We start from the raw sequence: 24,826 nt of genomic DNA on the forward strand, positions 1-24,826 counted from the left end.
TAGCAAAATTGCGTAAATCCAGTTTTGCTGCTCGTTTTTGTAATTTTATAATGCAATGAAAAAGTGTGTAGCTTATCAGCGTAAGTCCAACTTATAAGATAGGTGCGCACTTTTTATATTGCCAAATATCCGTAAGAAGCTGCCAGTGGCAGCTTCTGCAGGTGGAAAAAGGAGGATTAAGTTAAGATGGCAGAAAGTAACAAGATGAAGGAAATGCCGGTAAATAAGCTTATGGTGCAGATGGGAATACTGATGATTTTATCTATGGCATTGCAGGCGGTTTATAACATTGTAGACAGTGCCTTTGTAGGAAACATGAAATCAGGAAGTGAGGCAGCACTTAATGCACTTACACTGGTGTTTCCGGTTCAGATGCTTATGGTAGCAGTGGGAATCGGAACAGGTGTGGGAACCAATGCACTTCTCGCGAGAACACTGGGAGAGGGAAAAAGTAAAAAAGCTGCAAAAGTTGCAGGAAACAGTTTATTTCTTGGAGTGATTATTTATGCAGTATGTCTGCTGTTTGGAATGTTTGGAGTAAAAGCATACATCTCATCCCAGACCGTTGATGCGGAAGTCATTGCAATGGGGACAAGCTATTTAAGAATATGCTGTGTGATTTCATTTGGAATTATTTCCTTCTCGCTATTTGAGAAACTGTTACAGGCAACCGGGCGTTCCATTTATTCAACAATTGGTCAGGTTGTGGGAGCAGTGGTAAATATTATTCTTGACCCAATTATGATTTATGGCATCGGACCGGTTCCTGAAATGGGAGTAGAAGGCGCAGCCTATGCAACCGTAATCGGACAGGTGGTATCAGCAGCATTGTTATTTATTTTCCATGTAAAATTAAATAAGGAATTTGAGCATGGTGTAAAGTTTATGAAACCAGAGGGCAGAATTATCAGGGAAATCTATGCAATCGGACTTCCGGCAATTATTGGACAGGCGCTTATGTCTATTATGGTTTATGTGATGAATCTGATTTTAAAATTCAGTCCTTCGGCTCAGACCGCATATGGATTGTTCTATAAAGTACAGCAGTTTGTACTCTTCCTTGCCTTTGGACTTAGAGATGCAATCACGCCGATTATTGCATTTGCCTATGGAATGCATAGCAAGAAGAGGATTCAGGATGGAATCAGATATGGCTTAATCTATACGATTGTGCTTATGATTGTGGGTGTGGCGATTACAGAAATTTTCCCTGGGGCTTTTGCAACTTTATTTAATGCAGGACAGTCAAGGGAATATTTTATCGGAGCCATGAGAATTATTTCTATCAGCTTTATTTTCGCCGGAATCAATGTAGCATATCAGGGAATTTATCAGGCATTGGACGGTGGCATGGAATCGCTTGTGATTTCACTGCTCAGGCAGCTTGTAATCATATTGCCACTGGCAGGTGTTTTCTCCAGTTTGGTCAGAAATGGACAGATGGACGTTTCCTTAATCTGGTGGGCATTCCCGATAACAGAGATTGCTGCATGCCTTGTAGGATATGTATTTTTAAAGAGAATCCGGAAGAATAAAGTGGAAAGTTTAAGTTAAGGAGGAGTCAGCTATGGCAAAAAGAATCATTACAATCAGCAGAGAGTTTGGAAGCGGCGGTCGATTTATCGGGGAAGAAGTGGCAAAAAACTTGGTACTGTATTTTTGCAGTACCTTTTCTTTTTCTGGAAAGTGAAGTATGATACAGAGGAAGAGTAGCTGCTTGACGACAGAAGAATTGGGTAACATAAGAAAAATGTGGAGGTAAATAAAAGGCATGCTGAATGTGAAAAATGCTGAAATAGCAGATTTAGAGCAAATTATTAAAATTTACAGATATGCACAGGATTATATGATAAAGTCCGGAAATCCGACTCAATGGGGACATTTTTACCCGGATGCAGATCTGATAAAATCTGATATTGATAAAAATGCATGTAAGGTAATATATGACAAGAATGGAATCCACGGGGTATTTGCATTGTTTGATGGTACAGAACCTACTTATAAGCATATTGAGGGCGGTAACTGGCTGAATGAAGAACCATATCTGACGATTCACAGGCTTGCCGGAGATGGTCAGGTACATGGCTTGTTTCCGTGTGCTTTAAACTATTGTAAAAAGATTTCTTTAAATATCAGGGTAGATACTCATGCGGATAATAAAACTATGCAAAGGCTGATTGAAAAGAATGGTTTTATAAAATGCGGTACGATATATGTAAAAAATGGAACAGCAAGAATAGCATATCAAAGGACTGATTTTCGGGCAGCAAGATTTGCAAGCATATCACTTAATACCACTAGGTCTGCGGCAAGAAGCGTAAGCTCATCGGTCGACAGGCATTCGGACAACTGGCAGGAAATTGTGGAGAGGTAAAAAAGATTTGTACAGTTTGACATAGTGGTTGTCCATAAGATATTTAGCGTTAACGGATCGTCCCTTTACAAACAGAATAAAAAAGCATATAATTCTTTTATAAAATATTTAATAAAAGAGGACAAAAAAACGGAAAATAAAGATAAAAGAAATATAGCAAGAAAAAAAATCATCAATTATGTGCTGAATCATCCGGTTATGTCCAAAGCGGAGCTCGCGAAAGAATTAAATCTGAGTATGCCGACTGTGTTAGCAAACGTAAATGACCTGTTGGAGAAAAGACTGTTAGAAGAAGTGGGCGAGTATGCGTCGACAGGCGGACGAAAGGCAAAAAGTATAGGAATTAATAAGTCATATTGTCATGCAATGGGGCTTTTGATCACTGCGAATCATATCGAAATGGTACTGGTAAATCTTGGAGATGAGATCGTAAAAAAAGACCGCATCCGTTTAAAATTTACGGCAGAATTATCCTACTGTACAGAGGTGGCACAAAAGGTTGAAACTTTTCTGGCAGACGAGCCTGCGAAGGAGACACTGCTTGGAATTGGTATTGCGATCCCGGGAATTATCGATCAGAAAGAACGGATTGTTTTAAAATCCCACGCGTTAGGGATAGAGAACTATAGTCTCCGCTTTTTAGAGCAGGCTGTAGGAATGCCGGTGTATTTTGAAAATGATGCCAATGCAGCCATGCTTGCAGAAAAAAAGCAGAAGTATCCCAATGCGATATATCTGTCTTTGAATCATACATTAGGCGGTGCTTTCTGCATAGATGGAAAGTTGTATCGCGGACAAAACCAGAAAGCAGGAGAGTTTGGTCATATGATACTTGTTCCCGGTGGAAAAAAATGTTATTGTGGTAAATCAGGATGCGCGGATGCATATTGTGCTGCAAGTGTACTGACGGAAGATAACAGGCAGTCGCTGGATGCATTTATGGAAAATCTTGAAAGTGGAGATAAAAAGGTTTTACAGATATGGAATGAGTATCTGGATCATCTTGCTGTTTTGATATCAAATCTACGGATGGCATATGATATGGATATCATACTGGGGGGCGATGTCGGAGGTGTACTCTCAGATTATATGATACCTTTGGGAGAAAAAGTGATGGCATATAATGGTTTTGAACATGATGTTTCATACCTGAAGAACTGTTCGTACAGGAAAGAAGCGTCGGCTGTTGGAGCTGCGAAATATTTTTTTGCGGAACATATGATGGAAATATAAATTATTATAGTGTGAAAACAGAGTGAAGTGTGAGCAAAAAAACGGAAAGGAAACGATAAGTGAGGTTTTCTTTCCGTTTTTTTGTGCGTTGATTAGAAAATATATACAAAAAGCATATCTGCAAATTGTGCAATGCGTAAAATTGAGAGAAATATATTGACAAAATATGTTTAAAGGATGATAATGTAATTACTTTAATAAAACATTTAATAAAACATAAAATAAAACAATACAAAAAAGGAGGAAGCAATTATGTTACAGCAGGTAATGACAAATCCAGGAGAAATTATTTTCAGAGAGGTTCCGGTTCCGGAGGTAAAGGAAAATCAGGTTTTGGTAAAGATTATGAATATTGGTGTCTGTGGATCAGATATTCATGTTTATCATGGAAAACATCCGTTTACAAAATATCCGGTAACACAGGGACATGAGGTTTCCGGTGAGATCACAGAACTTGGAAAAAATGTCACAGAGTTTCATGTGGGACAGAAGGTGACGATAGAGCCACAGGTATATTGTGGACACTGCTATCCATGCCGTCATGGAAAGTATAATCTCTGTGAGGAATTAAAAGTAATGGGATTTCAAACGACAGGAACAGCATCTGAGTATTTTGCAGTGGATGCATCTAAAGTAACACCTATTCCAGAAGATATGTCCTATGAAGAAGGAGCTATGATCGAACCTCTTGCTGTGGCAGTTCATGGTGTAAAACAGATGGGTGATGTGGCTGGCATGAATATTGCAGTCCTTGGAGCGGGACCGATCGGAAATCTTGTAGCACAGGCAGCAAAAGGAATGGGGGCAGCGAAAGTGATGATCACAGATATCAGTGATCTTAGACTGGCAAAGGCAAAAGAATGTGGAATTGATGTGTGTGTGAATACCAAAGATAAAGACTTTGGTGAGGCAATGATCGAAGCATTTGGACCGGATAAGGCGGATGTAATCTACGACTGTGCCGGAAACAATATCACAATGGGACAGGCAATTAAATATGCAAGAAAAGGAAGCACGATTGTACTGGTGGCTGTTTTTGCAGGAATGGCAGAAGTAGATCTTGCAGTGGCAAATGACCACGAACTTGACATTAAGAGCACGATGATGTACCGCCATGATGATTATATAGATGGAATCAGACTGGTAAATGAGGGCAAAGTTCATTTGAAACCGCTTATCTCAAAGACATTTGCTTTTAAAGATTATCTGAAGGCATACCAGTATATTGATGATAACCGCGAGACAACGATGAAAGTAATTATCAACGTCAGTGAAAAGTAAGGAGTTCGTATGGAAAATAAATATGGAATTGTCGGAGTTGCCCATGTCGGGCTTCCGACAAACGATTTACAGAAAACAGTTGAGTTTTATAGGGGTCTTGGATTTGAAGTAATTATGCAGACTTATAATGAAAAAGCAGGGGAAAAAGTGGCATTTTTACAGATAAAAAATTACTGTATAGAGACTTTTGAAAATGGGCAGGCGGCAATGTCAGACGGTGCATACCAGCATGTTGCTCTTGATGTGGAAGACATTGAGAGTATATATCAGAAAATCTGCAATGAAAAATACACAGTTATCACAGACGGAATCGAAGAACTGCCATTTTGGGAAAATGGTGTGAAGTTTTTTATGATTAAGGGACCAAATGAGGAAAGAATAGAGTTCTGTCAGAAACTCTGATAAAAACAGGAGGGACATATGGGAAGCGAAAACAAAAATGGAAAAGTACCGCTGATCAGTAAGATTGCATATGGGTTTGGTGATGTTGGATGTAATTTCAGCTGGATGTTTGTCAGTAATTTCCTGATGATATTTTATACAGACGTGTTCGGAATCAGTATGGCGGCTGTGTCAGCACTTATGCTTTTTTCAAGATTCTGGGATGCAATCAATGATCCAATCGTCGGGGGACTTACAGATAAAACAAAATCGAGATGGGGACGGTACCGTCCATGGTTGTTAGTAGCGGCACCAATCACAGCGATTCTTCTTGTTATGACATTCTGGGCAAGACCCGACTGGCCGCAGAATGGAAAGATTATTTATATGGTAATTACATATTGTCTGCTGGTTTTGGGGTATACCTGTGTGAATATTCCATATGGAACCTTGTGTGGTGCTATGACACAGGATATTGATGAACGTGCAAAAATAAATACATCCCGTTCGGTTGCAGCGATGATTGCAATTGGTGTGTTAAATATTATCACAGTTCCACTGCTCAGCAAATTCGGCAGTCATAGTGCAAAGACAGGATATCTGACGGTTGCGGTCATATATGGATGTATTTTTACAGCCTGTCATTTCTTCTGCTTTGCGAAGACGAAAGAGGCAGTGATTACTCCGGAAAAAGAAAAAATTTCTGTAAAGGTTCAGTTGAAAGCGGTTATGCAGAACAGACCATATCTTCTTGCATTGGCAGGACAGATATTATTTGGATTTACACTGTACGGTAGAAACGCAGATATTCTGTATTACTTTACATATGTGGAAGGGAATGCCTCCTACTACACAACTTATTCGATGTGCATCATTATTCCTTCTATCATCGGGGCAGCCTGTTTTCAACCATTATTCCGCAAGTTGAATAACAAAGGAAGAACAGCATCTCTCTTTGCTTTATTTACAGGAATTTCCATGTTGTCTATGTTTTTCTTTAATGCCAAAGAATCACCGGCTATTTTTTATGCTTTATCTGGTCTGACACAGTTTTTCTTCTCTGGATTTAATACTGCAATCTATGCAATTATTCCAGACTGTGTGGAATATGGGGAGTGGAAAACCGGACTTAGAAATGATGGTTTTCAGTATGCATTTATTTCACTTGGAAATAAAATCGGAATGGCAGTTGGAACAGCACTTTTAGCAGGATTACTTGGAAAATGTGGCTATATTGCAAATCAGACACAGAATGCGGCTGTACTTTCAATTATGAAACATGCATTTACGACGATTCCGGGTGCACTGTGGATTGTGACTGCGGTTGTATTATTTTTCTACCGGTTAAATAAAAAACGTTATAACGAGATTGTGGAGGAACTGAAAAATGGAAGAAAAAGTTGATATCGTGGCATTGGGAGAATTGCTGATTGATTTTACGGAAGCAGGACACAGTCAGGATGGGAGAAAATTGTTCGAACAGAATCCCGGCGGTGCTCCGGCAAATCTTCTAACCGTTGCAAGCCACTTTGGGTATCGCACATCTTTTATTGGAAAAGTTGGAAACGATATGCATGGTAAATTTTTAAAGAAGACATTGCAAAAGGAAGGAATCAATACAGATGCTATTGTTGAAGACCCGGGTTATTTTACAACGTTGGCATTTGTGGAAATCGGTGAAAGTGGAGAACGGAATTTTTCTTTTGCAAGAAAACCAGGTGCAGATACACAGTTAAAAAAAGAAGAACTGGATCAGACATTAATTTCAGGTTGTAGAATTTTTCATTTTGGATCATTATCGCTGACAGATGAACCGGCAGAAAGTACAACGATTGAAGCGGTAAAAATGGCAAAAGCAGCGGGTGCACTTATTTCCTATGATCCGAATTATCGACCGTCTCTTTGGAAGAGCAAAGAGGATGCAGTGAAAAAAATGAGATCTGTCATAGAATTGGTAGATGTCATGAAGGTATCGGATGAAGAGAGTATTTTGTTGACAGAGGCCGAAAGTTATGAGCAGGCCGCAGACCAACTCCTTGCTATGGGACCAAAGCTGGTAGCCATTACATTGGGAGAACAGGGTGTTCTTATGGCAACAAAAAGCAGAAAAGAAATCATCAAAGCATTTCAGATACATGCGGTCGACACGACTGGGGCAGGTGATTCATTCTGGGGAGGCGTATTATGCAGTATCCTTTCCATGAATAAGAATGTTGAAAAAATGAAATGGGAAGAAATCAAAAAGTGTGCTGTTTTGGGAAATGCAGTTGCTGGATTGTGTGTGCAAAAGAGAGGTGGCATCCCTGCGATTCCGACAAAAGAAGCAGTGTTTGAATTTATGCAGAAATAATGAATGTATATGACAAAATTGGGGCTATAAAAACGCCCCTATTTTTAACAAAAATATAAGCAGGACAACTTTCGATATTTGCTCCTGCTTGTATTTTATGTAAATTACGATAAGTTTTATTCCCTGTGTTCTTCGCCCCATGTACAGTCTGATTCTGGTGTAGTCTTTAAATGCTTTTCTGATTCCCAACAATCAATGCGGAGCATATAGCCAGCAGATATATAAACATCAATACTATTAAGCTGTGGATTGTATTCTGCAAATATTATTCTCGTCGTATTTTATCTCCTTATCATTCAATCAATCATTTGTTACAAAAATCAGAAGCATTTCAATCAGTTCACCATGTCACTTTCATTTTGTGTTATAATGTGTTATCAGATTTCTTGGTCTCCGCTGCCGCTTCGGTCGGCACAGAGCAGAGGTCCACTGGACCTCTTGTGCCCTTGTATTTGCCCTTATCAGAGTTCGTAAACACTGGTGCGATGATATAATACAAGGGAAACAATAAGGGAAAGCTCACCTGCGATAAATTCAGTATTTTCAAGGGTTTGCGGAGAATTTAATAACAAAATATAACAGTTATTAAATCTCTTAAAACAGGTGAAATCTCAATTCCAGTTTGGAGAATTGAAAAAAACGGAATTTACCTATTAAGACATATAAACTCTTGACAATAAAGCTCCTATATAGTATGTTTTTAATAAACTACTATATAGGAGCTTTTGTATGGAAATGAATGGAGGATTTCTTGTCACCAAAATAAAACAGCTTGGAGACCGGATTTTCGAGAAGATTCTCAGTGAAAAGGATATTGATGCGTTTAATGGAGCTCAGGGACGTATTCTTTATGTGCTGTGGCAGGAGGATGGTATCTCAATCAGGTCACTCTCGACTAAATGCGGATTAGCGATAACATCTCTTACTACGATGCTGGAAAGAATGGAAAATCAAGGGCTGATAAGCCGTGTTCAGTCTGAAACGGACAAAAGGAAAACACTCCTGTTTCTGACTGAGAAAGCACATGCCTTAAAGGGCGAGTACGATTCTGTATCTGATGAGATGGGCAGTATTTACTACAAAGGTTTTTCAGAGGAAGAAATTACCCGGTTTGAGGAATGCCTTGACCGCATCAGAAAGAATCTTGAGGAGTGGCAGAAGTCATGAGTATTTGTATCAAAGATCAGATTCAGAACATGAATATCGTCATTGGCTGCACAGTGGGGTGTGCATATTGCTATGCCCGCAACAACGTGAAACGCTGGCATATGATTGATGACTTCACTGACCCTGAATTCTTTCCGGGTAAGCTCAAGATGATGGAAAAGAAACGTCCGCAGAACTTTCTTCTTACCGGCATGAGCGATCTCTCTGGATGGAAGCCGGAATGGAGAGACGAGGTATTTGCAAAGATCCGTGAAAATCCACAGCATCAGTTCCTGTTCCTTACCAAGCGACCTGATTTGCTGGATTTTGATACCGATCTGGAAAACGCATGGTTTGGCGTTACGGTGACGAGGAAAGCAGAACGGTGGCGTATCGACGCCCTTCGGAAAAACGTTAGAGCAAAACATTACCATGTTACCTTTGAGCCGTTATTCGATGATCCCGGCACAGTTGACCTTTCTGGAATCAAGTGGATCGTTGTCGGCACCATGACCGGAGCTCAGAGCAGGAAGATTCATACGGAGCCGGAATGGGCATGGTCTCTGACGGACCAGGCACATAAGCTCGGCATTCCGGTGTTTATGAAGGAAGACCTTGTCCCTATCATAGGGGATGAAAATATGATTCAGGAAATGCCGGAAGAATTTAATAAAGTGTTAGAGGTACAGAAATCATGGAAGAAGTAATAAATGGAATCCTCATTCGTGAGGTGGAAACAAAGAACATCATGACTAAGTCTAGTCTGCCGGTAGGCGGTTACTCGGTCAATCCCTATGTGGGCTGTACACATGCCTGCAAGTATTGCTATGCTTCTTTTATGAAGCGCTTTACCGGGCACAAGGAGGAATGGGGCACTTTCCTTGATGTGAAGCATTGGCCGGAAATTAAAAATCCGAAGAAATATGCCGGACAGCGGGTGGTCATCGGTTCTGTGACAGATGGCTACAATCCACAGGAGGAGCAATTCGGGAATACCGGAAAACTTCTGGAGCAGCTGATCGGCAGTGACGCAGATATTCTGATTTGCACAAAGTCGGATCTTGTGGTACGGGATATTGATCTGCTGAAGAAGCTTGGACGTGTAACCGTTTCATGGTCGATCAACACACTAGATGAAAATTTCAAGAACGATATGGACTCTGCTTCGAGCATTGAGCGCCGTATCTCTGCTATGAAGCAGGTATATGAAGCAGGTATCCGTACAGTCTGTTTCGTATCCCCGGTATTCCCCGGTATCACGGATTTTGAAGCAATCTTTGAGCGGGTAAAGAATCAGTGCGATCTGTTCTGGCTCGAAAATCTCAATCTTCGAGGCGGTTTCAAAAAGACAATTATGGATTATATCGCCGGAAAATATCCTGATCTTGTACCACTTTACGACGAGATCTATAACAAGCATAATCGCAGCTACTTTGAAGCACTTGAAGTAAAAGCTGAGAAAATGGCTAAGAAGTATGATTGTGCCTTTGTGGATAATGAAATGCCTTATGGCAGAGTCCCGCAGGGGCATCCGGTGATCGTAGATTATTTCTATCATGAGGAAATCCGTGGGACAGAGAATACCGGAAAAAGAAATCGCTAAATTCCAGTTTGCCGAAATATATTTCTAACTTTCCCTATTTTACAGACATTCCAGCCCATTCATTAGTGAAATGATATGTATTTTCCCTTATTTTTGCCCTTATGAGATAATCGTAAGGGAAATAAGGGAAAGTTTTATTTAGTCGTTGCCTGCCACTTTATCAAGTAACTTTGCGGATTCCCGCTTGGCTTTTCTTGTGGAATGGGCGTAGACATTCATTGTGGTACTGACATCTGAGTGTCCTAACAGTTCCTGTACATCTTTCGGAGCTGCTCCATTTGCCAGAAGGTTGCTTGTGTAGGTGTGTCGCAACTGGTGAAAATGAAATCCTTCAAATCCATCCAGTTTCTGAGCAATCTTCCTGCAAACAATTCCTAACGTGCTTGGCAGTTCCAAACTTCCATCCGGTCTTAAGCAGACAAAGGATATTTCCTTATAATCTTCTGGAACATTCTCTGTTCCGTCCAAATGATAGAACTCATAGTAAACTCTGTTTTTGTCTTTTACTTCTCTGTAGTAGTTTTTGTGGTAAAGTTCTCCGTACTGCATTCGGTTTTTAAGCTGTTCCTTTTGGGCATTACGAAGAATCTCTGCCAGTGTATCTCCAAAATCAACAATCCTTACCTTTTTTCGTTTGGTTGGTCCGATGATATTCTTGTGCCTTGAACCATCATAGCGGATACTGCGTCTGATTGTAAGGCACTGTTCTTCAAGATTTACATCCTGCCATGCCAGACCACAGGCTTCACCGATACGAAGTCCTGCATAATAAGCTATCTGGATTGGAAGTATTGCCGGTGGATTGTAATCCTGTAGAAATTCAATCAGTCTTTCATAATCCTCTCGTGGAATTGGCTGTATATCGCCATCCATGTCATCATCAGAAAACAGGTCAACCTCATCCGTCTGGTATTTCAGCTTAATATACTGCATCGGATTGAAAGTGATATATTGCTTTGGTGATACTGCAAACCGGAATGACTGCTGTAATACTGCCGAGAAAGAACGAATGTAATCTTTGCTATAACCTTTTCTTTCTGAACCATCTGGATAAGTGCCACCAAAGGAAAGCAGATCGAAGAAGGCTTGTAAATGCTCAGATGTTACATTTTTCAACTTTCTCTCTGAAATTGGATGCTTCTTGATGTTGGTAATTGCACCGAGGTAATTCTGGACTGTCCCATTACTGAGAGTACCGGTCTTTAATTCTTCCTCTGCCCATATATCAAGTAATTCTCCAACTGTAATATTTTCCGACTTTGCAATGAATTTTTTGCTTTCGTAATCGTCCATTGCCTGACGGAGCAGTTTTTCCGTTTCACTTTTGCTTTCTGTTCCAGCGTATTCTTTCTGAACTAGATTGCCGCTTGCATCTTCTACATAGAAGCGGTAGTACCATTTCTTTCCTTTTTTTCTTACAGATCCTTTTGCCATAATCGTGTGTCTCCTTTCGATATCAGACAATCGGAACTGATGAAATGCTTCTTGCGTGTAAGTATATCATAACTCCGGTTGTCGTTCTATACCGAATCGGAATCTTCATACAAAACTTCTGATAAAAGATTTTCAAGCCTTTGTTCTGCCATTTCCGGTTTCTTGGAATAGAGCCTTACAATATCTGCCATGTCATTAAAGGCATTAACAGTATGGGTGATCTCCCGGAGAAACATAATCTCGTTATATTCATCATTCGATTCAAACCCCATTACCTTTGCAATATCCGATTCATTCGTGCTGCCCTTGTAATTCTTGCAGGCAAACTGGAATGATTCCAGAAACAGGTTATATTGCTTTAACATTAACAGCAGTAAATCTTTTGAAAAAGCATCTTCCTTTTTACTAAGGTCGAGAGGTAGCTGTTTGAGAATATCGCCCATTGCATCACGAATCTGTAATTCTTTCTTATCCGTAATATCGGTTTCGTATTCATCGGTTTCACCTCTGAGCCATTCAATAGATACATGAAGTGCTTCCGAAAGACCTTCCAGCACCATCTTTTTGGTATTGTCAATCGAACCATTCTCATAACGCAGGATTGTGGAAGCTGTAACTCCCATCTTCTCTGCAACATAAGGCTGTGTCAGATTTAATTCCAGACGACGCTGTTTTGCCCTGCTGCCTATCAGCTTGCGTAGTTCTTTATCTTTCATGCTGATTGCCTCCTTTTTCGGTATGTATGAATTATAGCATGTACCTCACATAATTGCAATATGCAATATAATAATTATTTTTAAAATTTCATAACGCTTGACAACACAATATAAAACCGCTATACTAACAGCACAACAAAAATTGCATAATGCAATTTATAAGGAGGTGACAAGATGACGGAAAGAAAGATTGCATTATCCATCGAGGAAGCAGCCGACTATACAGGAATTGGCAGAAACACTTTGAGAAAGCTGGTTGAATGGAAGAAGCTTCCGGTATTAAAGGTCGGAAGAAAAGTCCTTATTAAAACTGACATTCTGGAAAAGTTCATGGAAGCCAACGAGGGGCGTGATCTGAGGGATAAAGGAAATGTAAAAGCTGTCACAAGAAATGTGGCAACTTAAAAAGGCGGCTTCCTAAGAAACCGCCAAAGGTTCTATCAGACCGAAGCCATGATATACCTACACGCAAGAGGATTATACCATGTGCTTCTCCTGATATGCAACCGGGAACTAATGTTTATCTTGCCGGAAAAACATCGACAAGATAATGCTCCGCAAGGATGCACCACGATTCTGATTGGAATTATGTCAACAGAGCTGACCAGAATCGTGTGCCAAATCTTAGCAGAGCAAGATTTGATTATAAGAGAAAGGATGAAGACGATATGGCGAAATCAACAAAGACTTATGAAGAAAGAATACGTGCATTAGAGAAAAAGGAACAGGAAAGCATCGAAGCTACCAAAAAGCTCATTGCACAGCGAAAGGAACTGGAAAAGAGAAAGAAAGCCGAGGAAAGTAAAAAACGAACCCACAGGCTCTGTCAGATTGGCGGTGCGGTGGAATCGGTTCTTGGCTGTCCGATTGAAGAGGAAGATTTACCAAAGCTGATAGGCTTCTTAAAAAGGCAGGAAACAAACGGAAAGTTTTTCTCAAAGGCGATGCAAAAAGAACCATTTACAGACATGGAGGAAGTGTGATGGCAGATGGAGTGGGTTTTCCATTCCCTTCATTGCTTTTGAATGAAGGGCGCACTTATGGACAACCAGAGGTCGTCCTTATAAGTTTGCCACAAGTGGCAACCGGTCTGCGCTTACGCTTGCCGGGCTCGTTCCGTCGGCGGGGCTTTCAGCCAGACCTGCTCATGCCGCAGGAGGCACTCTTGCGCAGAGGGCGTTTCGACAGCTTCACTCCTGCAAAACCAGAAGAAGATGCTGTCGGAAATCAATGCCGGATACGGCAGAAAGGGGGAATCGTATCATGGCGATATTTCACTTTACAGTAAAGATTGTCGGACGCAGTAAAGGAAAATCTGTCATATCCGCATCTGCATATCTTAACGGAGATGTAATGAAAAATGAGGAAACAGGCAGGATCAGCTACTACACTTCCAAAAAGGAAGTCGTCTACACCAGTCTGATGATGTGCGAAAATGCACCTCTGGAATGGCTGCAGGTATCGGAAGAAAATATAAAAAGGTTTCAACAGTCTATCCGTTATAAAAGGGCAGGCGATAAGGAAGCCGCACTGGAAAAGTTTAAAATCACATTTCAGAAACAGCGGTTATGGAATGAGGTATTGAAGATAGAAAAAAATGCAGATGCACAGCTTGGACGCTCATTTGAATTTTCCCTGCCGAAAGAATGGAGCAGACAGGAACAGATTGATTATACAACCGAATATATTCAAAAGACTTTCGTGGACGAGGGAATGTGTGCCGACTGGAGCATACACGATAAGGGCGACGGGAACCCACATGTGCATTTACTTGTAACCATGCGACCATTCAATCCAGACCACTCATGGGGCAACAAGGAAGTCAAGGACTGGGATTTTGTCAGAGATACTGACGGAAATATCGTGGTTGATGAATCCCACCCGGACTGGTGGCAGGATAAGAAAAATCCAGACCGTCATGGAATCCGTATTCCGGTACTTGATGAAAACGGAGTACAGAAAGTCGGGGCAAGAAACAGAAAACAATGGAAAAGGGTTCTGACTGACGCTACCGGCTGGAACAATCCAAAGAATTGTGAGTTATGGCGAAGCGAATGGGCAAAGATGTGTAGCCGGCATTTATCCATAGACAATCTGATTGACCACCGCTCTTATGAAAGACAGGGCAAATTGAAAGTCCCTACGATTCATGAGGGTGCAGATGCAAGGAAGATTGAGGAAAAATATCTCACCGGGCAGATAAGGAAAGGTTCATGGAAGATCGAGGAAAACCAGATGATAAAAAAACAAAATGCACTGCTGCAAAAGGTAATTGCAACCTTTGGTAAGGTATCCGGTGCATTGTCGATGTGGAGGGAGTGGTTGAATGACATTAGAAGAAAGCAAAGAAGTAATTCCCATGATGGAAGCAATGATTACACAGATAGAGGAACAGCAGAATATCATGGCAGAGATGCTTCAGGAGATACAGGAAAAGGACGAGAAGCTGATGTGCTTTCAGGAGCAGGAAGAACGATTGCAGCAATTAGAGAAAGAATTGTCAGAGCTGCTACAAATCTTACCGGATACAGAAGAACTGTTGATGCTTCTGGAAGAAAAGACAGACCAGATACAGAAACTCACAGACGAAAATCAGCAATGGCAGGAATTGGCACAGAAATTAAACAGCGAGAACCGGCTATTGCAGAAACAGAACAGCGAATTACTGAACTTGAACAGCAATTAGAGAAAGGAAGGTTGATTGATGAACGAATTAAGAAACTCAAAGAGCGACGATCAACTGGAAGAGTTGCTTCTGCTGACAGAGCAGATGCAGGAAGAACTCGACCAGAAAGACCGGACTATCAGGGAACTGAAAGTGCAGCTCGACGAATCGCTGACCTTGAACGAGAAGTTAAACAGCGAGAACAAAACAGAGAACATTCAAGCCTTAAAGAACGACTTGAGGAAAACAAAAGAATTGTTGCAGAGCGAGAAAGAGAAAACACACACCGTCCAAGCCATGATAGAGGAATGTCGAGATAAGCAGAGACAGGCAGAACAGGAACGGGATTATGCACTCTCCCATCAGAAAAAAGTAGAGATACCGGTTGAAAAGCCGGTACTCTATCAAAAGTGCGGGAATTGTAAACAGACAGCTTATCTGAAAGCTAAGGAAAAGTATGATATGCAGAGGGAAAAACTGGCAGGCAGATATAAAACAAAAACAGCCATGTATGAAGCATTGATGTTTCTGCTGATATGGTATTCCGTATCAACTACTCTTTTTCAGATGATAAGGTCAAAAATATTTATTTCTGATTGCGTGGTATTCTTTGATACAATCGCAACTTTCACACAGACCATTGCTGGCTGGGTTGTACTGGCAGGAAAGAACGTGGCACAGATTAGTGATGGAATATCCAATCCTGTCGTTGCCGGAATTATAAACTGGCTGATAAGAATATTGATTTGCGGTGGATGTCTGGTGGGTGTGGGAATACTTTTGGCATTTATCGAAATAAAGATTGCAGGGCTATATAAGAAATACTGTTGGGATATGATTACCATAATGGTGATACTTGTAAGTATGGCAATAGCTATCTACTTTGGGGATTGGATAAAGGAAGTATTGCCAATCAATCTGCTATTTCTCTTATTATTCGTGCAACTGGTATATGTTGGAATCAGGTGGTATGTAAAGGGATGGCGGGAAAACAGAGGTTATGTTTAAAAATAAAAAAATTGTCTGAGACGCAGCGAAGTAAATAAAATGAGTAGTATTATAGGAAGTCAGCAGTGCGTGAATAAACTGCTGGCTTCTTTTTTGATAGATACAGTCACTCCCAGAGAGTGTGCAGGATAGTAAAGTAATAATATCAACATGACGATATAGAAAATGCAGGGAACAGGCAAAGGTACAATACGAATACTATTTGACGCAGACAAAAAAATATGATCAAACCGTCCACATATTACATGATGTAAATAAGCATATTAAAGCAATCGAAGGATTATATGGTGCAGAGCAGGGGAATACGGCAGGAGAATATGCAGCGGAAATCAGAGAACTGTTAAAGCCACTCATTCCGGTTCAATACACAGAAAATCCAATATTAAACATTCTTCTTACCGATAAAGAATCCGTTATGAGGGAAAAAGGTATTTCAGTAACCATAAAGGTGGATAATGTGAATCTGAATTTCCTTGCACCAATCGACATTACAACTATTTTTGGAAATTTATTAGATAATGCGATTGAGGCAGCAGAGAAGCTGGAAGGAGAGAAATATATTTCGATTAAGATTGGCTCATACCATAAAATGATAGCTGCCAGCATCGAAAATAACTGCGGAGAGGTAAAGTGGAAAAATGGTTTTCCGGTATCAGCGAAAGGAAAAGGCGGTGGAATAGGACTGCTGAATGTTCAGAGCAGTGTAAAAAAATATGATGGAAATTTAATATTGAAAAGTGATGGAAATAAATTTATTGCTGAGTTATTCCTCAATTCATAAAAAGTCTTACTTCGTGCAAAAAAATCGTACTTGGTGCAGAAAAGGTAAAATATCAGAAGGAGTGTGTCGATATAAAAAATAAAATGGATGATACATATAAAAAATTTAATGATGGGAGGTTTCGCTTATGTCAAGAATTACGGACTACGGTTTTTTATTTCAAACGACATTTGGAACATCAAAAACAAATTTAGTCAACAATATTCAGTTGTCTCAAATGAACAGCAGTTCTGTACAGAAACAATTAAAAGCAGCAGGGATTGACACAAACAGTAAAAAGTATAAAGCAGCATTGAGTGAGATGATGAAGAATGGAAACGGTGCAATGTTTACAAATGTTCAGACAATTAAGAACCTGATGAGCCAATATGACAAAAATGGAGACTGGATTGATCCGAATACCGGATTAACAGGACTTGCGGTAACGGATGAGAACAGAAACAGTTATAAACATATCATTTCTATTCCAGAGAGCAGCCGGGAAGAAATGTTTGAACTGGCAAAGAAAGAATTCTTAAATGAAAATGGTACTCTAAATGGTGATACTACCAAAAGGGAGAGTGTATATAACAATTTATACAGAAAAATGGATAAGGATGACCGCTTATCAGCAGGCTGGACAATGGAACAATATGAACATCAATACAGACAGGCATTTGCAAAAGCAGCAAAAGCTGCTGATCCTACATGGAAAGCGGGTAAACCAATACCGGCTGGTGCATTGGATGGTATTACGAGAGAGTCTGTTGAGAGTGGAAAGAAGTCAGTAGATATAAAGTTATAGATAGATTTATTTGTGAGCCACGAGGTGAAACTAAGATAATGGGTTTTAAGGAGGAAAAATAGGATATGAAAATATCTAATTACATGAATAATACGAATTCAATAATGGAAAAAAATACTGATAAAGTACAGAAAGGAAATAGTCAGACAAACGAAAAACATACAGTGGGGCAATCAGTGAAGCTTTCGATTTCTAATGAGGGATTGGAGTATTATCGTAATCGTATACAGCAGAGTGGACAGGAAAAATATGATGATGTGGTTCAAAGAAAGGAACTGTTAGCGAGTAAAAAAATCAGTGATATTGATTATAGTTATGAAATTCAAAAGAAGGCAGCACAGCAGAATCAAAATGTTGATACAGGAAAAAGTGCCTTAAATATTACTGACAAGGCAAATAATTATGTTAAAGCATACGCAGAATTATATGATGAAATTGTGAAGGGCTATGAAAATGGAACCAGAGAAATATATGTAGCTGATGAAAATGGACCTCGTAAGCTTACAAAGGATGAAGAGTTAAGCAATTTAGATGCTGCATATAAAAAAACAGTGGATGACTTTGTGACAATGGAGACAACCAATCAGCATGCCCGTGGAATTATTGGTGAAGAAATGAATAAAATTTCAAAAATTACCACAAGGTCAACTTTGGCATCGGCTTACATTGAGGAGCAAAAAACCAGGGGAAAGGACGAAATCCCAGAAAATTTAACTGAGAAAATGTATGGTGCAATTACCTCATTTAAGGAGAAATATACAATGATTCAGCCTAATAGAGAGCAGTTATTGATGAGCATTAAGATTTGATGATGTTAGTACTATGATTTACAAATAAAAATAGTAATTACATATCATATTGAGGCTGAGAGAAATTAAATATCCAAGTCGTTCAATATAATAGAAATTATTTTAAGTTTCAATAACAGGGAGGTAGGATTATGGCAATTACAGGTATCAATAACAGCAGTTGCACATCGTATTATGCTTCAAATTACAAGAATACTGTTAAAAAAACAGATAGTGAAAAGGATAGTACAAATACAAAAGACGGCAACGTGACAACAAGTACAGTTGAATTAAAAACATCACGTCCCGGTGTGACAAAAACAGAGCAGATTAAGACAGGGTATAGCAATGTAAATGATTATTCAAAATACTTGCAAGGAAAATACCATTATATGAATACGGGAACGACTTCAATGCAAGGGGTTCCGACAACAGTATCCGTTTCAAGTGCATTTTTACAGAAGTGTATGAATGATCCAGAAAAAGCAAAGTATCTGGAGGAAAACTTAGCAGCCATTCCAGATTGTGCAAAAAGTGCGGTGAATGGATGTTTGGGCACTTTGACAAATCTGAGTTATATGATTGATGCAAACGGAAATATTTCGGTGGCAATATCTGGTACAAATGATCCAGATGGGAAAATAGCGAAAGAGAATGCTGAACGAAAGGCAAAAGAGAACAGAGAAAAAGAGGAAAAGGTAAAAGAAAAAAGAGCTGCTAAAAAAGCAGAGGAAGAAAAAGCTGCAAAGAAACGTGCAGAAAAATCGGCAGAAGGAAAAGAAACGGGTGATTATACCTTATCCGTAACTGGTAATGATGTAAAAAGTATGACACAGAGTCTTGTAGCAGAATCTGTGAGTATTTCTGCACCTGATAGATCAAGTTTTGATATTAAGGCATAAGAGGATTCGATAAAAGGAAAATATCAAATTGGTGCATTGGATGGCATCACCAGAGAGTAGAGTGGCAGAAAGTCAGTAGATATAAATCGTTTTATTGGTTCATTGAGCAATGACAGTGATGTAGATTACCTGAAAATAGATGCAGGTTCTTTGACATCGAGCAAGATAGATAAAGAAGTATAGAAAGTGTGGACTAACTTAAGGAGGTTGCTATGAAAGTTCAAGGAAATAGGTATATTAATAATCCAGAGATGATAAAAAATAAGGTTGAGAAGAAAACAACTGTTCCTCAGAATATTATTTCGGAGGATGATGTGAAAATCAGTGATTCAGCAAGAAAGTTAGTTGAGACTGCTCGTAATAAGGTATCGGATTTTCATACAATGCATTTTTCATCTATTATGGGAGAGATAAGAGAGATACCAGCAGAATATAAATGTGAAAATTTATTCAAATTAGATTTGAAAGCAGCTTCCATTTCTGGAGAACAAAGTGCGTTTGAAGGCTGTTCGGAAAATCAGTCAGAGGTTTTTGAAAAATGGCTGGACGAAAATGCTTCTGAATATTTGACAGAAGATGAAATGAAAGATTTAAAAGAGAAGATTAATGCAATGACAGCAGATGTAGATTCTTTGAATGCTCAGGAGGGATATAGAGGAACTTCTTATGAATCTGTATTTTTGTTAAGTGCAAGTGAAGCTGGGCTAAGGAAAGTAAATGAAATGTATGTTCCAGAGCAATTTCAAGCTGGTTTTTCAGACATGATTGACGAATATGTTCATTTTAATGATTCAGCACGTAATTCCATCATGGAGAGAATGACACCAGATTACATGGTTGTTGGAATTGGAAGCAAAACAGAATCTTATAAGTACAAGTCAGAAATAATCTCAGATGAGACAGCTTTTTATACAAATGAGAAGAAAGAGATAAGTGGTATCTGCAATCAGTTTTTAAATGGTAAAACAGATCAAAAATTATTTTGTAATGAGATGAAAGACCGTTTAAATGATTACTATGGAAGCAGGTATGAATTAAGGAATCAGCCAGAAGCTGTTGAAGGCAGAGTAAATAATATGCTGGACAAATTGCAGCATATGTTTGGCGTTTAATGTTGAAAAAGGGTTTGGAGAATAATTATGAAGACAGTAACAGATGTAAACACAGTAAACCAGCTGTTGACATATTCAAAGCAGGCAGAGGCAGGAATACACCAAAAAGCAATACAGATGTTGCTTGGAGCAGGAAATAATAAAAAACAGGACAGTTTAAGTATTTCTGATGCTGCACGAGGCTTTTCAAAGCAATCCATAGCTGCACTGATAGATAAAAATGCGAATATTTCTAACAGTGAATTAGCTTATTATTTTGCAAACTATAATAATTCAAGTGCTATTTTGGATGCAATCAATTTTGGGGAGAATCAGGGATTTCGCTTTTAACTTTTTTATCTATGCATTTTTATAAATAATCCAGTTATCAGCATTCCATCTGCGGTTACCCTTCGTTCCTAGTCAATACGCGCAAAATTCCCCCTGCTTTTTCCCTATATATTTTTTCTGCTGATTTTCTATCCGCCTTTTTCACATAAAATCTGTTTCACTTTTTCTGTTAGCAGATCATCGCAAAAAATCCGGTTTATGCTCTTTCGGCTTATACCACTTCCTGCAAAGTTCCGGCTTCTTCGGTACAAATATAACTCTCTTACATTAAAGCCTATGATTATCAGATTAAATATGGTTTCAACCGCATCTCGACAGTAACAGTGCTTTGCGTGGTAATACGTTTTCAATTGATGGAAACCATTCTCCTCAATGTCCCACCTGCGGTGCATCATTTCCCATAAGACTCGGTAGTCTGCCGCTTCCAGAGTCGTTACAAGCCACATGAAACGCTCTGTTTCTTTTCCATTTTCTTCCCACTGCTCATGATACCGCACCACACGCAGTTTATATGGACACCCTTCCATCTTAAAACCAGAAAGATCCCATACTTCAATCTTCTTTTTCCCTTTCCAGAAAGATGCCTTTTTTCCCTCATCCTGTTTGAACAGACGCTCTGCATCCTGAAAAATCATTCTTCTTTCGTCTTTCAGGCGTATCACCCCTTCCAGACCATTTTCCTTCAGAGTGTTGATAAATGGAGCATTCAGATATAACGCATCCGCCACAATCACATCCGCAAAATGTCCATGCCGTTTCTTCAGCCGCTCAATCAACCTTTTTCCGCCTGTCAGTTCTCCTTCGTCTTTCCCAGAACCATCCCTTGGTTTTAACATTTCCTGCCCCAGAATTACGTGTGGCGATTTACCTATAATCATGCACACCACACTCCGGTAAAAGTATTCGGTTTCCCCTGTGTGTTTTTTTCGGCTCAGACAGTTCGGACAGGATTTTTTTGTACTGCTGAATAATTCCACACCATCGAGACCTGCCACAACATATCCGCCTATCGTTCCTTCCCGGAATACCCGGTTACGTTTTATGATATCAATCATTTCTTCATGTATGCTGCGTATTTCATCCGGGTTTATTCTGGAGAGAAGGTCGCGGACTGCATCAACTTTTGGAATCCTTCCACTGATACAGTTTTTCAGTCTTTTCGACATGCTTTCAGGGGCTGAAAAAATGGTATGGAAACTTTCATACTGCAGCATCAGAAAAAGCAGTACCGGCATGACAATGTTAAACAATGGAATAGATTTTCTTTTTCTTTCGTCCGTTAAACACTTGATTTTTTGCGGGATTTTATATACACTCTTCATATAAGTTAGCAGTTTCTTCAATGCTAATTTTTCATTCAGGACACCTTCTTTCGTATGTTTTGTTCCATAACATAATTATACAATAAAAGGTGTCCTTTTTGAGTGATTATACAGAAAAAAACAGTAATTTGATACCCAAAATTGATATCCCCTGCTTTGCCTGGAATTCACAGGCAGAACAGGGGCTTTTATTTTTTAAAGCGAAATCTCTGGGGGAGAATGTTTCCTGTGGATATAATTCTGATTTTAAGGAGTACGGGGTTATTTCCTTTGACCTTAATGGGAGCAGACAGGTAGTACCTAATTATGCAGTACCGAAAATGAATACAAGCACCATGTCAGGCATTTGTGCTGCGAATAATTCTCTGGTACTAAGTAATAAAAGTTATTATGCATGGACAACATCAAGTGGCGGTAAATATACATGGACGGTCAATAATGGAAGAATAGGCTGGGCAGCCTCGGAATCGTTGCTTGCAGAGAATACAAATCAAAAAGGAACAAATTATAAGTGGGAAATGTGTAAGGCAGGCAATATCCTGTCTGATCTGGCACAGGGAAAGAGTGTGTGGGGGTATCTCTACAGCAATGAGGAGGTATTGTCCGTCTGTGAGAAAGTCGGGATTTCTCCGGGATTCTTTTCTATAGATGCGGGAGCAGGAAAACACACTTATTTATTGCAGGAATCAGGAAATACCATAAATGTTGACGCAAAGATAAAACAGTTAAATGATATAAACTGGATAGAAATCGGATATAAAGAAGGAGATACGTTTTCCGTTTATGGTAAAGAGTATGCTATTGACAGCAGTGGGCATATCAATGTTTCGGCGGAAGATGAATTTACATCAACGGAAATTAAATATCCAAGTCGTTCAATATAATAGAAATTATTTTAAGTTTCAATAACAGGGAGGTAGGATTATGGCAATTACAGGTATCAATAACAGCAGTTACACATCGTATTATGCATCAGGTTACAAGAACACGGTTAAAAAGGCAGCTTGTGATATTCAAAAAACAAAGGAAAATTCACAGGTGAGCAAAACAGAAGAGAGTCAGGAAGATTATGTAAAAAAATTGCAGGAAAAAAATCCTCAAATAGATATTGTGGCAGGAAGTTCGGATAAAAATGTAAAAACAGCTAATCGTACAGGAAAAACAGATGTGAGGATTGCTCCTGAGATTTTAAATAGGATGATGAGTAATCCAGAGGTTGCCACAAAATATGAAAATATGTTGTCAAAAATTCCAGCATTAGATAGATGGGCTGACTCAATGATTAAATCAATGACTGGTAGTGAAGTTAAGTATCGTCAGGTATGGATAGATAAGGATGGTAATATGGGCTCCATGGTTATTACAGGACCAAGCGAAGAACAAAAAAAGGCTGATGAAGATAGAAAAATCGAGAAAAAGAAAGAAAATGAACAAAAACTTGCAGAACGGAGAGCTGAAAGAAAAGAGCAGATGAAGAAAATTCAGGAAGATAGACGCACAATATTTGCAATTGGTACGGATATGAAAAGCATTACAGAGAATGTTGTAGCACAGGCAGTAGGTACAGCTCCATCTATCGGAGGAAGTTGTGATGTTAAGGCATAAAAGGATTCGGTAAAAGGGAAATATCAAATTGGTGCATAGGATGGCATCACCAGAGAGTAGAGTGGCAGAAAGTCAGTAGATATAAAGTTATAGATAGATTTATTTATGAACCGTGAGGTGGATTTATGGGAATCTCTTTTTCAAATATAGGAACAGTTGGAAGGGAAGGATAGGCAATTAAGCGGTTTTTTGGAAGTGCTTGTTTCCTATCATGGCATATCCAAGCTAACGATAGCAAAAATGGCTGGTGTTGAGGAAAATGATATTGACAGGCTTTTAGCCAATCCACCAGAAAAGATTGAAATCGAAGTAAAGTATAAAATTGTTGTGACGGTTATGGAGGGAGTATCCCAAACAATATTAAAAAAGGTAATCTTAGTGCTGTTGAAAATAAGCCGGATGATCAAGAGTAAATGTACGTTCAGATTTTCTGGGTGCTCTTGACATACCGGCTTATTTTTGCTATTAAATAAACAACGGCTTAACAACAGAAAACTGCTGTTAAGCCGCATCAATTATCATAGAAGATCTGAATTTACAGAAAAAATTTCACACCGTCGAAAAATCACCATAGTTCTAATGAATCTTCTGCATCTACCCACATCTGCATATTCCCGTCCAAATATAATCGTACATATTCAAGTGGTTCATCAATAGCAAGTGCGTTTAATGCACAGTCTGATCCGGGTGTAGTTTTTAAATTCTTTTCAGCTTCCCAGCAATCAATGCGGAGCATATAGCCAGCAGAGGTGTAAACATCAATACTATTGCGCTGTGGATTGTATTCTGCAAATATTGTTCTCATCGTATCTTATCTCTCCTTATCATTCAATCAATTATCAGTTACAAAAATCAGAAGCATTTCAATCAGTTCACCATGTCACTTTTATTTTGTGTTATACTGTTTTATAGATTTTTCTTGCCCTTGTATTTGCCCTTATCAGAGTTCGTAAACACTGATGGGACGATATAACACAAGGGAAACAATAAGGAAAAGCTCACCTGCGATAA

Annotated in this window: 28 protein-coding genes and 2 pseudogenes; 24 read left to right on the forward strand and 6 right to left on the reverse strand. The window is 39.3% G+C overall.

Annotation, left to right across the window (positions count from 1 at the left end):
* Nucleotides 1–186 precede the first annotated feature (186 nt).
* The gene (locus DXB39_RS00650; RefSeq protein ID WP_117841975.1) at nucleotides 187–1,554 is read left to right on the forward strand and encodes an MATE family efflux transporter; all 1,368 of its coding nucleotides are present in this window, start codon (nucleotides 187–189) and stop codon (nucleotides 1,552–1,554) included.
* Between the two features lie 13 nt (nucleotides 1,555–1,567).
* Nucleotides 1,568–1,660, forward strand: a pseudogene (locus tag DXB39_RS00655) (cytidylate kinase family protein); the annotation flags it as partial.
* A 584-nt stretch (nucleotides 1,661–2,244) separates the two neighbouring features.
* Here DXB39_RS00655 and DXB39_RS15320 read toward each other — a convergent pair.
* Nucleotides 2,245–2,397 (reverse strand): DUF6774 domain-containing protein, encoded by a 153-nt coding sequence (locus DXB39_RS15320; RefSeq protein ID WP_416390273.1) that lies wholly within the window; start codon nucleotides 2,395–2,397, stop codon nucleotides 2,245–2,247.
* Nucleotide 2,398: 1 nt separating this feature from the next.
* On the opposite strand from DXB39_RS15320, the gene DXB39_RS00665 reads away from it, so the two are divergent.
* The 5 genes from DXB39_RS00665 (at nucleotide 2,399) to DXB39_RS00685 (ending at nucleotide 7,619) form a co-directional block, all read left to right on the forward strand.
* A complete protein-coding gene (locus tag DXB39_RS00665) occupies nucleotides 2,399–3,607 on the forward strand; it encodes an ROK family transcriptional regulator (protein ID WP_330415590.1) in 1,209 nt (402 codons plus the stop codon).
* Nucleotides 3,608–3,859: 252 nt separating this feature from the next.
* Nucleotides 3,860–4,888: a zinc-dependent alcohol dehydrogenase gene (locus DXB39_RS00670; RefSeq protein WP_117841974.1), complete on the forward strand. Its 1,029-nt coding sequence runs from the start codon at nucleotides 3,860–3,862 to the stop codon at nucleotides 4,886–4,888.
* Between the two features lie 9 nt (nucleotides 4,889–4,897).
* On the forward strand, nucleotides 4,898–5,290 hold the full coding sequence (locus tag DXB39_RS00675; protein WP_117841973.1) for a VOC family protein: 393 nt from the start codon (nucleotides 4,898–4,900) through the stop codon (nucleotides 5,288–5,290).
* A gap of 18 nt (nucleotides 5,291–5,308) precedes the next feature.
* Nucleotides 5,309–6,673, forward strand: coding sequence for an MFS transporter (locus DXB39_RS00680; protein WP_117841972.1), 1,365 nt, complete (start codon nucleotides 5,309–5,311; stop codon nucleotides 6,671–6,673).
* Nucleotides 6,657–7,619, forward strand: a complete 963-nt coding sequence (locus DXB39_RS00685; RefSeq protein ID WP_117841971.1) for a carbohydrate kinase family protein — start codon at nucleotides 6,657–6,659, stop codon at nucleotides 7,617–7,619. The genes DXB39_RS00680 and DXB39_RS00685 overlap by 17 nt, the downstream gene beginning before the upstream one ends.
* 143 nt (nucleotides 7,620–7,762) lie before the next feature.
* On the opposite strand, the pseudogene DXB39_RS00690 reads toward DXB39_RS00685, so the two are convergent.
* A pseudogene (locus DXB39_RS00690) lies at nucleotides 7,763–7,888 on the reverse strand (DUF6061 family protein); the annotation flags it as partial.
* A 460-nt stretch (nucleotides 7,889–8,348) separates the two neighbouring features.
* On the opposite strand from DXB39_RS00690, the gene DXB39_RS00700 reads away from it, so the two are divergent.
* Genes DXB39_RS00700 through DXB39_RS00710 form a run of 3 tightly spaced genes read left to right on the forward strand, consistent with a single transcriptional unit; the run spans nucleotide 8,349 to nucleotide 10,368 of the window.
* Nucleotides 8,349–8,786 (forward strand): radical SAM mobile pair system MarR family transcriptional regulator, encoded by a 438-nt coding sequence (locus tag DXB39_RS00700; RefSeq protein ID WP_117841969.1) that lies wholly within the window; start codon nucleotides 8,349–8,351, stop codon nucleotides 8,784–8,786.
* The gene (locus DXB39_RS00705) at nucleotides 8,783–9,472 is read left to right on the forward strand and encodes a radical SAM mobile pair protein A (RefSeq protein WP_117841968.1); all 690 of its coding nucleotides are present in this window, start codon (nucleotides 8,783–8,785) and stop codon (nucleotides 9,470–9,472) included. The genes DXB39_RS00700 and DXB39_RS00705 overlap by 4 nt, the downstream gene beginning before the upstream one ends.
* The gene (locus tag DXB39_RS00710; protein ID WP_117841967.1) at nucleotides 9,460–10,368 is read left to right on the forward strand and encodes a radical SAM mobile pair protein B; all 909 of its coding nucleotides are present in this window, start codon (nucleotides 9,460–9,462) and stop codon (nucleotides 10,366–10,368) included. The genes DXB39_RS00705 and DXB39_RS00710 overlap by 13 nt, the downstream gene beginning before the upstream one ends.
* A 138-nt stretch (nucleotides 10,369–10,506) precedes the next feature.
* Here DXB39_RS00710 and DXB39_RS00715 read toward each other — a convergent pair whose 3' ends face one another.
* The gene (locus tag DXB39_RS00715) at nucleotides 10,507–11,802 is read right to left on the reverse strand and encodes a tyrosine-type recombinase/integrase (protein WP_015520977.1); all 1,296 of its coding nucleotides are present in this window, start codon (nucleotides 11,800–11,802) and stop codon (nucleotides 10,507–10,509) included.
* Between the two features lie 86 nt (nucleotides 11,803–11,888).
* Nucleotides 11,889–12,518 carry a helix-turn-helix domain-containing protein gene (locus DXB39_RS00720; RefSeq protein ID WP_015520978.1) on the reverse strand — a complete coding sequence of 210 codons (630 nt, stop codon included), beginning with the start codon at nucleotides 12,516–12,518 and terminating at the stop codon, nucleotides 11,889–11,891.
* Nucleotides 12,519–12,692: 174 nt separating this feature from the next.
* On the opposite strand from DXB39_RS00720, the gene DXB39_RS00725 reads away from it, so the two are divergent.
* The 11 genes from DXB39_RS00725 (at nucleotide 12,693) to DXB39_RS00780 (ending at nucleotide 20,888) form a co-directional block, all read left to right on the forward strand.
* On the forward strand, nucleotides 12,693–12,923 hold the full coding sequence (locus DXB39_RS00725; RefSeq protein WP_003505382.1) for a helix-turn-helix domain-containing protein: 231 nt from the start codon (nucleotides 12,693–12,695) through the stop codon (nucleotides 12,921–12,923).
* A 263-nt stretch (nucleotides 12,924–13,186) separates the two neighbouring features.
* Nucleotides 13,187–13,501: a relaxasome subunit MobC gene (locus tag DXB39_RS00735; RefSeq protein ID WP_015559870.1), complete on the forward strand. Its 315-nt coding sequence runs from the start codon at nucleotides 13,187–13,189 to the stop codon at nucleotides 13,499–13,501.
* Complete coding sequence (locus DXB39_RS00740; protein WP_015559871.1) at nucleotides 13,501–13,806, forward strand: hypothetical protein; 306 nt, start codon at nucleotides 13,501–13,503, stop codon at nucleotides 13,804–13,806. The genes DXB39_RS00735 and DXB39_RS00740 overlap by 1 nt, the downstream gene beginning before the upstream one ends.
* On the forward strand, nucleotides 13,782–15,503 hold the full coding sequence (locus tag DXB39_RS00745; protein ID WP_117841966.1) for a MobA/MobL family protein: 1,722 nt from the start codon (nucleotides 13,782–13,784) through the stop codon (nucleotides 15,501–15,503). Before DXB39_RS00740 ends, DXB39_RS00745 begins: the two co-directional genes overlap by 25 nt.
* A complete protein-coding gene (locus tag DXB39_RS00750; protein ID WP_014080632.1) occupies nucleotides 15,481–16,191 on the forward strand; it encodes a DUF6040 family protein in 711 nt (236 codons plus the stop codon). The genes DXB39_RS00745 and DXB39_RS00750 overlap by 23 nt, the downstream gene beginning before the upstream one ends.
* Before the next feature lie 202 nt (nucleotides 16,192–16,393).
* Nucleotides 16,394–16,972, forward strand: a complete 579-nt coding sequence (locus tag DXB39_RS00755) for an ATP-binding protein (protein WP_242865586.1) — start codon at nucleotides 16,394–16,396, stop codon at nucleotides 16,970–16,972.
* Nucleotides 16,973–17,099: 127 nt separating this feature from the next.
* On the forward strand, nucleotides 17,100–17,756 hold the full coding sequence (locus DXB39_RS00760) for a DUF3879 family protein (protein ID WP_117842394.1): 657 nt from the start codon (nucleotides 17,100–17,102) through the stop codon (nucleotides 17,754–17,756).
* 65 nt (nucleotides 17,757–17,821) lie between these two features.
* The gene (locus tag DXB39_RS00765) at nucleotides 17,822–18,565 is read left to right on the forward strand and encodes a hypothetical protein (RefSeq protein ID WP_055040720.1); all 744 of its coding nucleotides are present in this window, start codon (nucleotides 17,822–17,824) and stop codon (nucleotides 18,563–18,565) included.
* A gap of 131 nt (nucleotides 18,566–18,696) precedes the next feature.
* Nucleotides 18,697–19,446, forward strand: a complete 750-nt coding sequence (locus DXB39_RS00770) for a hypothetical protein (RefSeq protein WP_117841223.1) — start codon at nucleotides 18,697–18,699, stop codon at nucleotides 19,444–19,446.
* A 212-nt stretch (nucleotides 19,447–19,658) separates the two neighbouring features.
* Nucleotides 19,659–20,558: a hypothetical protein gene (locus DXB39_RS00775; protein WP_055307265.1), complete on the forward strand. Its 900-nt coding sequence runs from the start codon at nucleotides 19,659–19,661 to the stop codon at nucleotides 20,556–20,558.
* 27 nt (nucleotides 20,559–20,585) lie between these two features.
* The gene (locus DXB39_RS00780) at nucleotides 20,586–20,888 is read left to right on the forward strand and encodes a hypothetical protein (RefSeq protein WP_199535109.1); all 303 of its coding nucleotides are present in this window, start codon (nucleotides 20,586–20,588) and stop codon (nucleotides 20,886–20,888) included.
* 128 nt (nucleotides 20,889–21,016) lie between these two features.
* On the opposite strand, the gene DXB39_RS00785 is transcribed toward DXB39_RS00780, so the two are convergent.
* Nucleotides 21,017–22,138 (reverse strand): transposase, encoded by a 1,122-nt coding sequence (locus DXB39_RS00785; RefSeq protein WP_243005994.1) that lies wholly within the window; start codon nucleotides 22,136–22,138, stop codon nucleotides 21,017–21,019.
* A 170-nt stretch (nucleotides 22,139–22,308) separates the two neighbouring features.
* Between DXB39_RS00785 and DXB39_RS00790 the strand changes: the two genes are divergently transcribed.
* From DXB39_RS00790 to DXB39_RS00800, 3 genes are all read left to right on the forward strand, one after another.
* Complete coding sequence (locus DXB39_RS00790; protein WP_243007169.1) at nucleotides 22,309–23,094, forward strand: hypothetical protein; 786 nt, start codon at nucleotides 22,309–22,311, stop codon at nucleotides 23,092–23,094.
* 40 nt (nucleotides 23,095–23,134) lie between these two features.
* Nucleotides 23,135–23,815 carry a DUF6033 family protein gene (locus DXB39_RS00795; RefSeq protein WP_117699204.1) on the forward strand — a complete coding sequence of 227 codons (681 nt, stop codon included), beginning with the start codon at nucleotides 23,135–23,137 and terminating at the stop codon, nucleotides 23,813–23,815.
* Nucleotides 23,816–23,971: 156 nt separating this feature from the next.
* A complete protein-coding gene (locus DXB39_RS00800) occupies nucleotides 23,972–24,259 on the forward strand; it encodes an HTH domain-containing protein (RefSeq protein WP_117841221.1) in 288 nt (95 codons plus the stop codon).
* Between the two features lie 121 nt (nucleotides 24,260–24,380).
* Here the strand turns inward: DXB39_RS00800 and DXB39_RS00805 are convergent, their stop codons facing one another.
* Nucleotides 24,381–24,620 carry a DUF6061 family protein gene (locus DXB39_RS00805; RefSeq protein WP_055232114.1) on the reverse strand — a complete coding sequence of 80 codons (240 nt, stop codon included), beginning with the start codon at nucleotides 24,618–24,620 and terminating at the stop codon, nucleotides 24,381–24,383.
* Nucleotides 24,621–24,826: the final 206 nt, after the last annotated feature.

Origin of the sequence: Roseburia sp. OM03-7AC (assembly GCF_003462625.1) — a bacterium.
Taxonomy (GTDB): Bacteria; Bacillota; Clostridia; order Lachnospirales; family Lachnospiraceae; genus Roseburia_C; species Roseburia_C amylophila.

Bases quoted from the DNA above. Each gene is read 5' to 3' on its own strand.
- DXB39_RS00775 (WP_055307265.1), top strand. From the start codon at position 19,659: ATGAAAGTTCAAGGAAATAGGTATATTAATAATCCAGAGATGATAAAA.
- DXB39_RS00685 (WP_117841971.1), top strand. From the start codon at position 6,657: ATGGAAGAAAAAGTTGATATCGTGGCATTGGGAGAATTGCTGATTGAT.
- DXB39_RS00745 (WP_117841966.1), top strand. From the start codon at position 13,782: ATGGCGATATTTCACTTTACAGTAAAGATTGTCGGACGCAGTAAAGGA.
- DXB39_RS00740 (WP_015559871.1), top strand. From the start codon at position 13,501: ATGGCAGATGGAGTGGGTTTTCCATTCCCTTCATTGCTTTTGAATGAA.
- DXB39_RS00735 (WP_015559870.1), top strand. From the start codon at position 13,187: ATGGCGAAATCAACAAAGACTTATGAAGAAAGAATACGTGCATTAGAG.
- DXB39_RS00680 (WP_117841972.1), top strand. From the start codon at position 5,309: ATGGGAAGCGAAAACAAAAATGGAAAAGTACCGCTGATCAGTAAGATT.
- DXB39_RS00700 (WP_117841969.1), top strand. From the start codon at position 8,349: ATGGAAATGAATGGAGGATTTCTTGTCACCAAAATAAAACAGCTTGGA.
- DXB39_RS00715 (WP_015520977.1), bottom strand. From the start codon at position 11,802: ATGGCAAAAGGATCTGTAAGAAAAAAAGGAAAGAAATGGTACTACCGC.
- DXB39_RS00780 (WP_199535109.1), top strand. From the start codon at position 20,586: ATGAAGACAGTAACAGATGTAAACACAGTAAACCAGCTGTTGACATAT.
- DXB39_RS00650 (WP_117841975.1), top strand. From the start codon at position 187: ATGGCAGAAAGTAACAAGATGAAGGAAATGCCGGTAAATAAGCTTATG.
- DXB39_RS00805 (WP_055232114.1), bottom strand. From the start codon at position 24,620: ATGAGAACAATATTTGCAGAATACAATCCACAGCGCAATAGTATTGAT.
- DXB39_RS00760 (WP_117842394.1), top strand. From the start codon at position 17,100: ATGTCAAGAATTACGGACTACGGTTTTTTATTTCAAACGACATTTGGA.
- DXB39_RS00725 (WP_003505382.1), top strand. From the start codon at position 12,693: ATGACGGAAAGAAAGATTGCATTATCCATCGAGGAAGCAGCCGACTAT.
- DXB39_RS00705 (WP_117841968.1), top strand. From the start codon at position 8,783: ATGAGTATTTGTATCAAAGATCAGATTCAGAACATGAATATCGTCATT.
- DXB39_RS00720 (WP_015520978.1), bottom strand. From the start codon at position 12,518: ATGAAAGATAAAGAACTACGCAAGCTGATAGGCAGCAGGGCAAAACAG.
- DXB39_RS00675 (WP_117841973.1), top strand. From the start codon at position 4,898: ATGGAAAATAAATATGGAATTGTCGGAGTTGCCCATGTCGGGCTTCCG.
- DXB39_RS00765 (WP_055040720.1), top strand. From the start codon at position 17,822: ATGAAAATATCTAATTACATGAATAATACGAATTCAATAATGGAAAAA.
- DXB39_RS15320 (WP_416390273.1), bottom strand. From the start codon at position 2,397: ATGTCAAACTGTACAAATCTTTTTTACCTCTCCACAATTTCCTGCCAG.
- DXB39_RS00750 (WP_014080632.1), top strand. From the start codon at position 15,481: ATGATAGAGGAATGTCGAGATAAGCAGAGACAGGCAGAACAGGAACGG.
- DXB39_RS00670 (WP_117841974.1), top strand. From the start codon at position 3,860: ATGTTACAGCAGGTAATGACAAATCCAGGAGAAATTATTTTCAGAGAG.
- DXB39_RS00710 (WP_117841967.1), top strand. From the start codon at position 9,460: ATGGAAGAAGTAATAAATGGAATCCTCATTCGTGAGGTGGAAACAAAG.
- DXB39_RS00795 (WP_117699204.1), top strand. From the start codon at position 23,135: ATGGCAATTACAGGTATCAATAACAGCAGTTACACATCGTATTATGCA.
- DXB39_RS00770 (WP_117841223.1), top strand. From the start codon at position 18,697: ATGGCAATTACAGGTATCAATAACAGCAGTTGCACATCGTATTATGCT.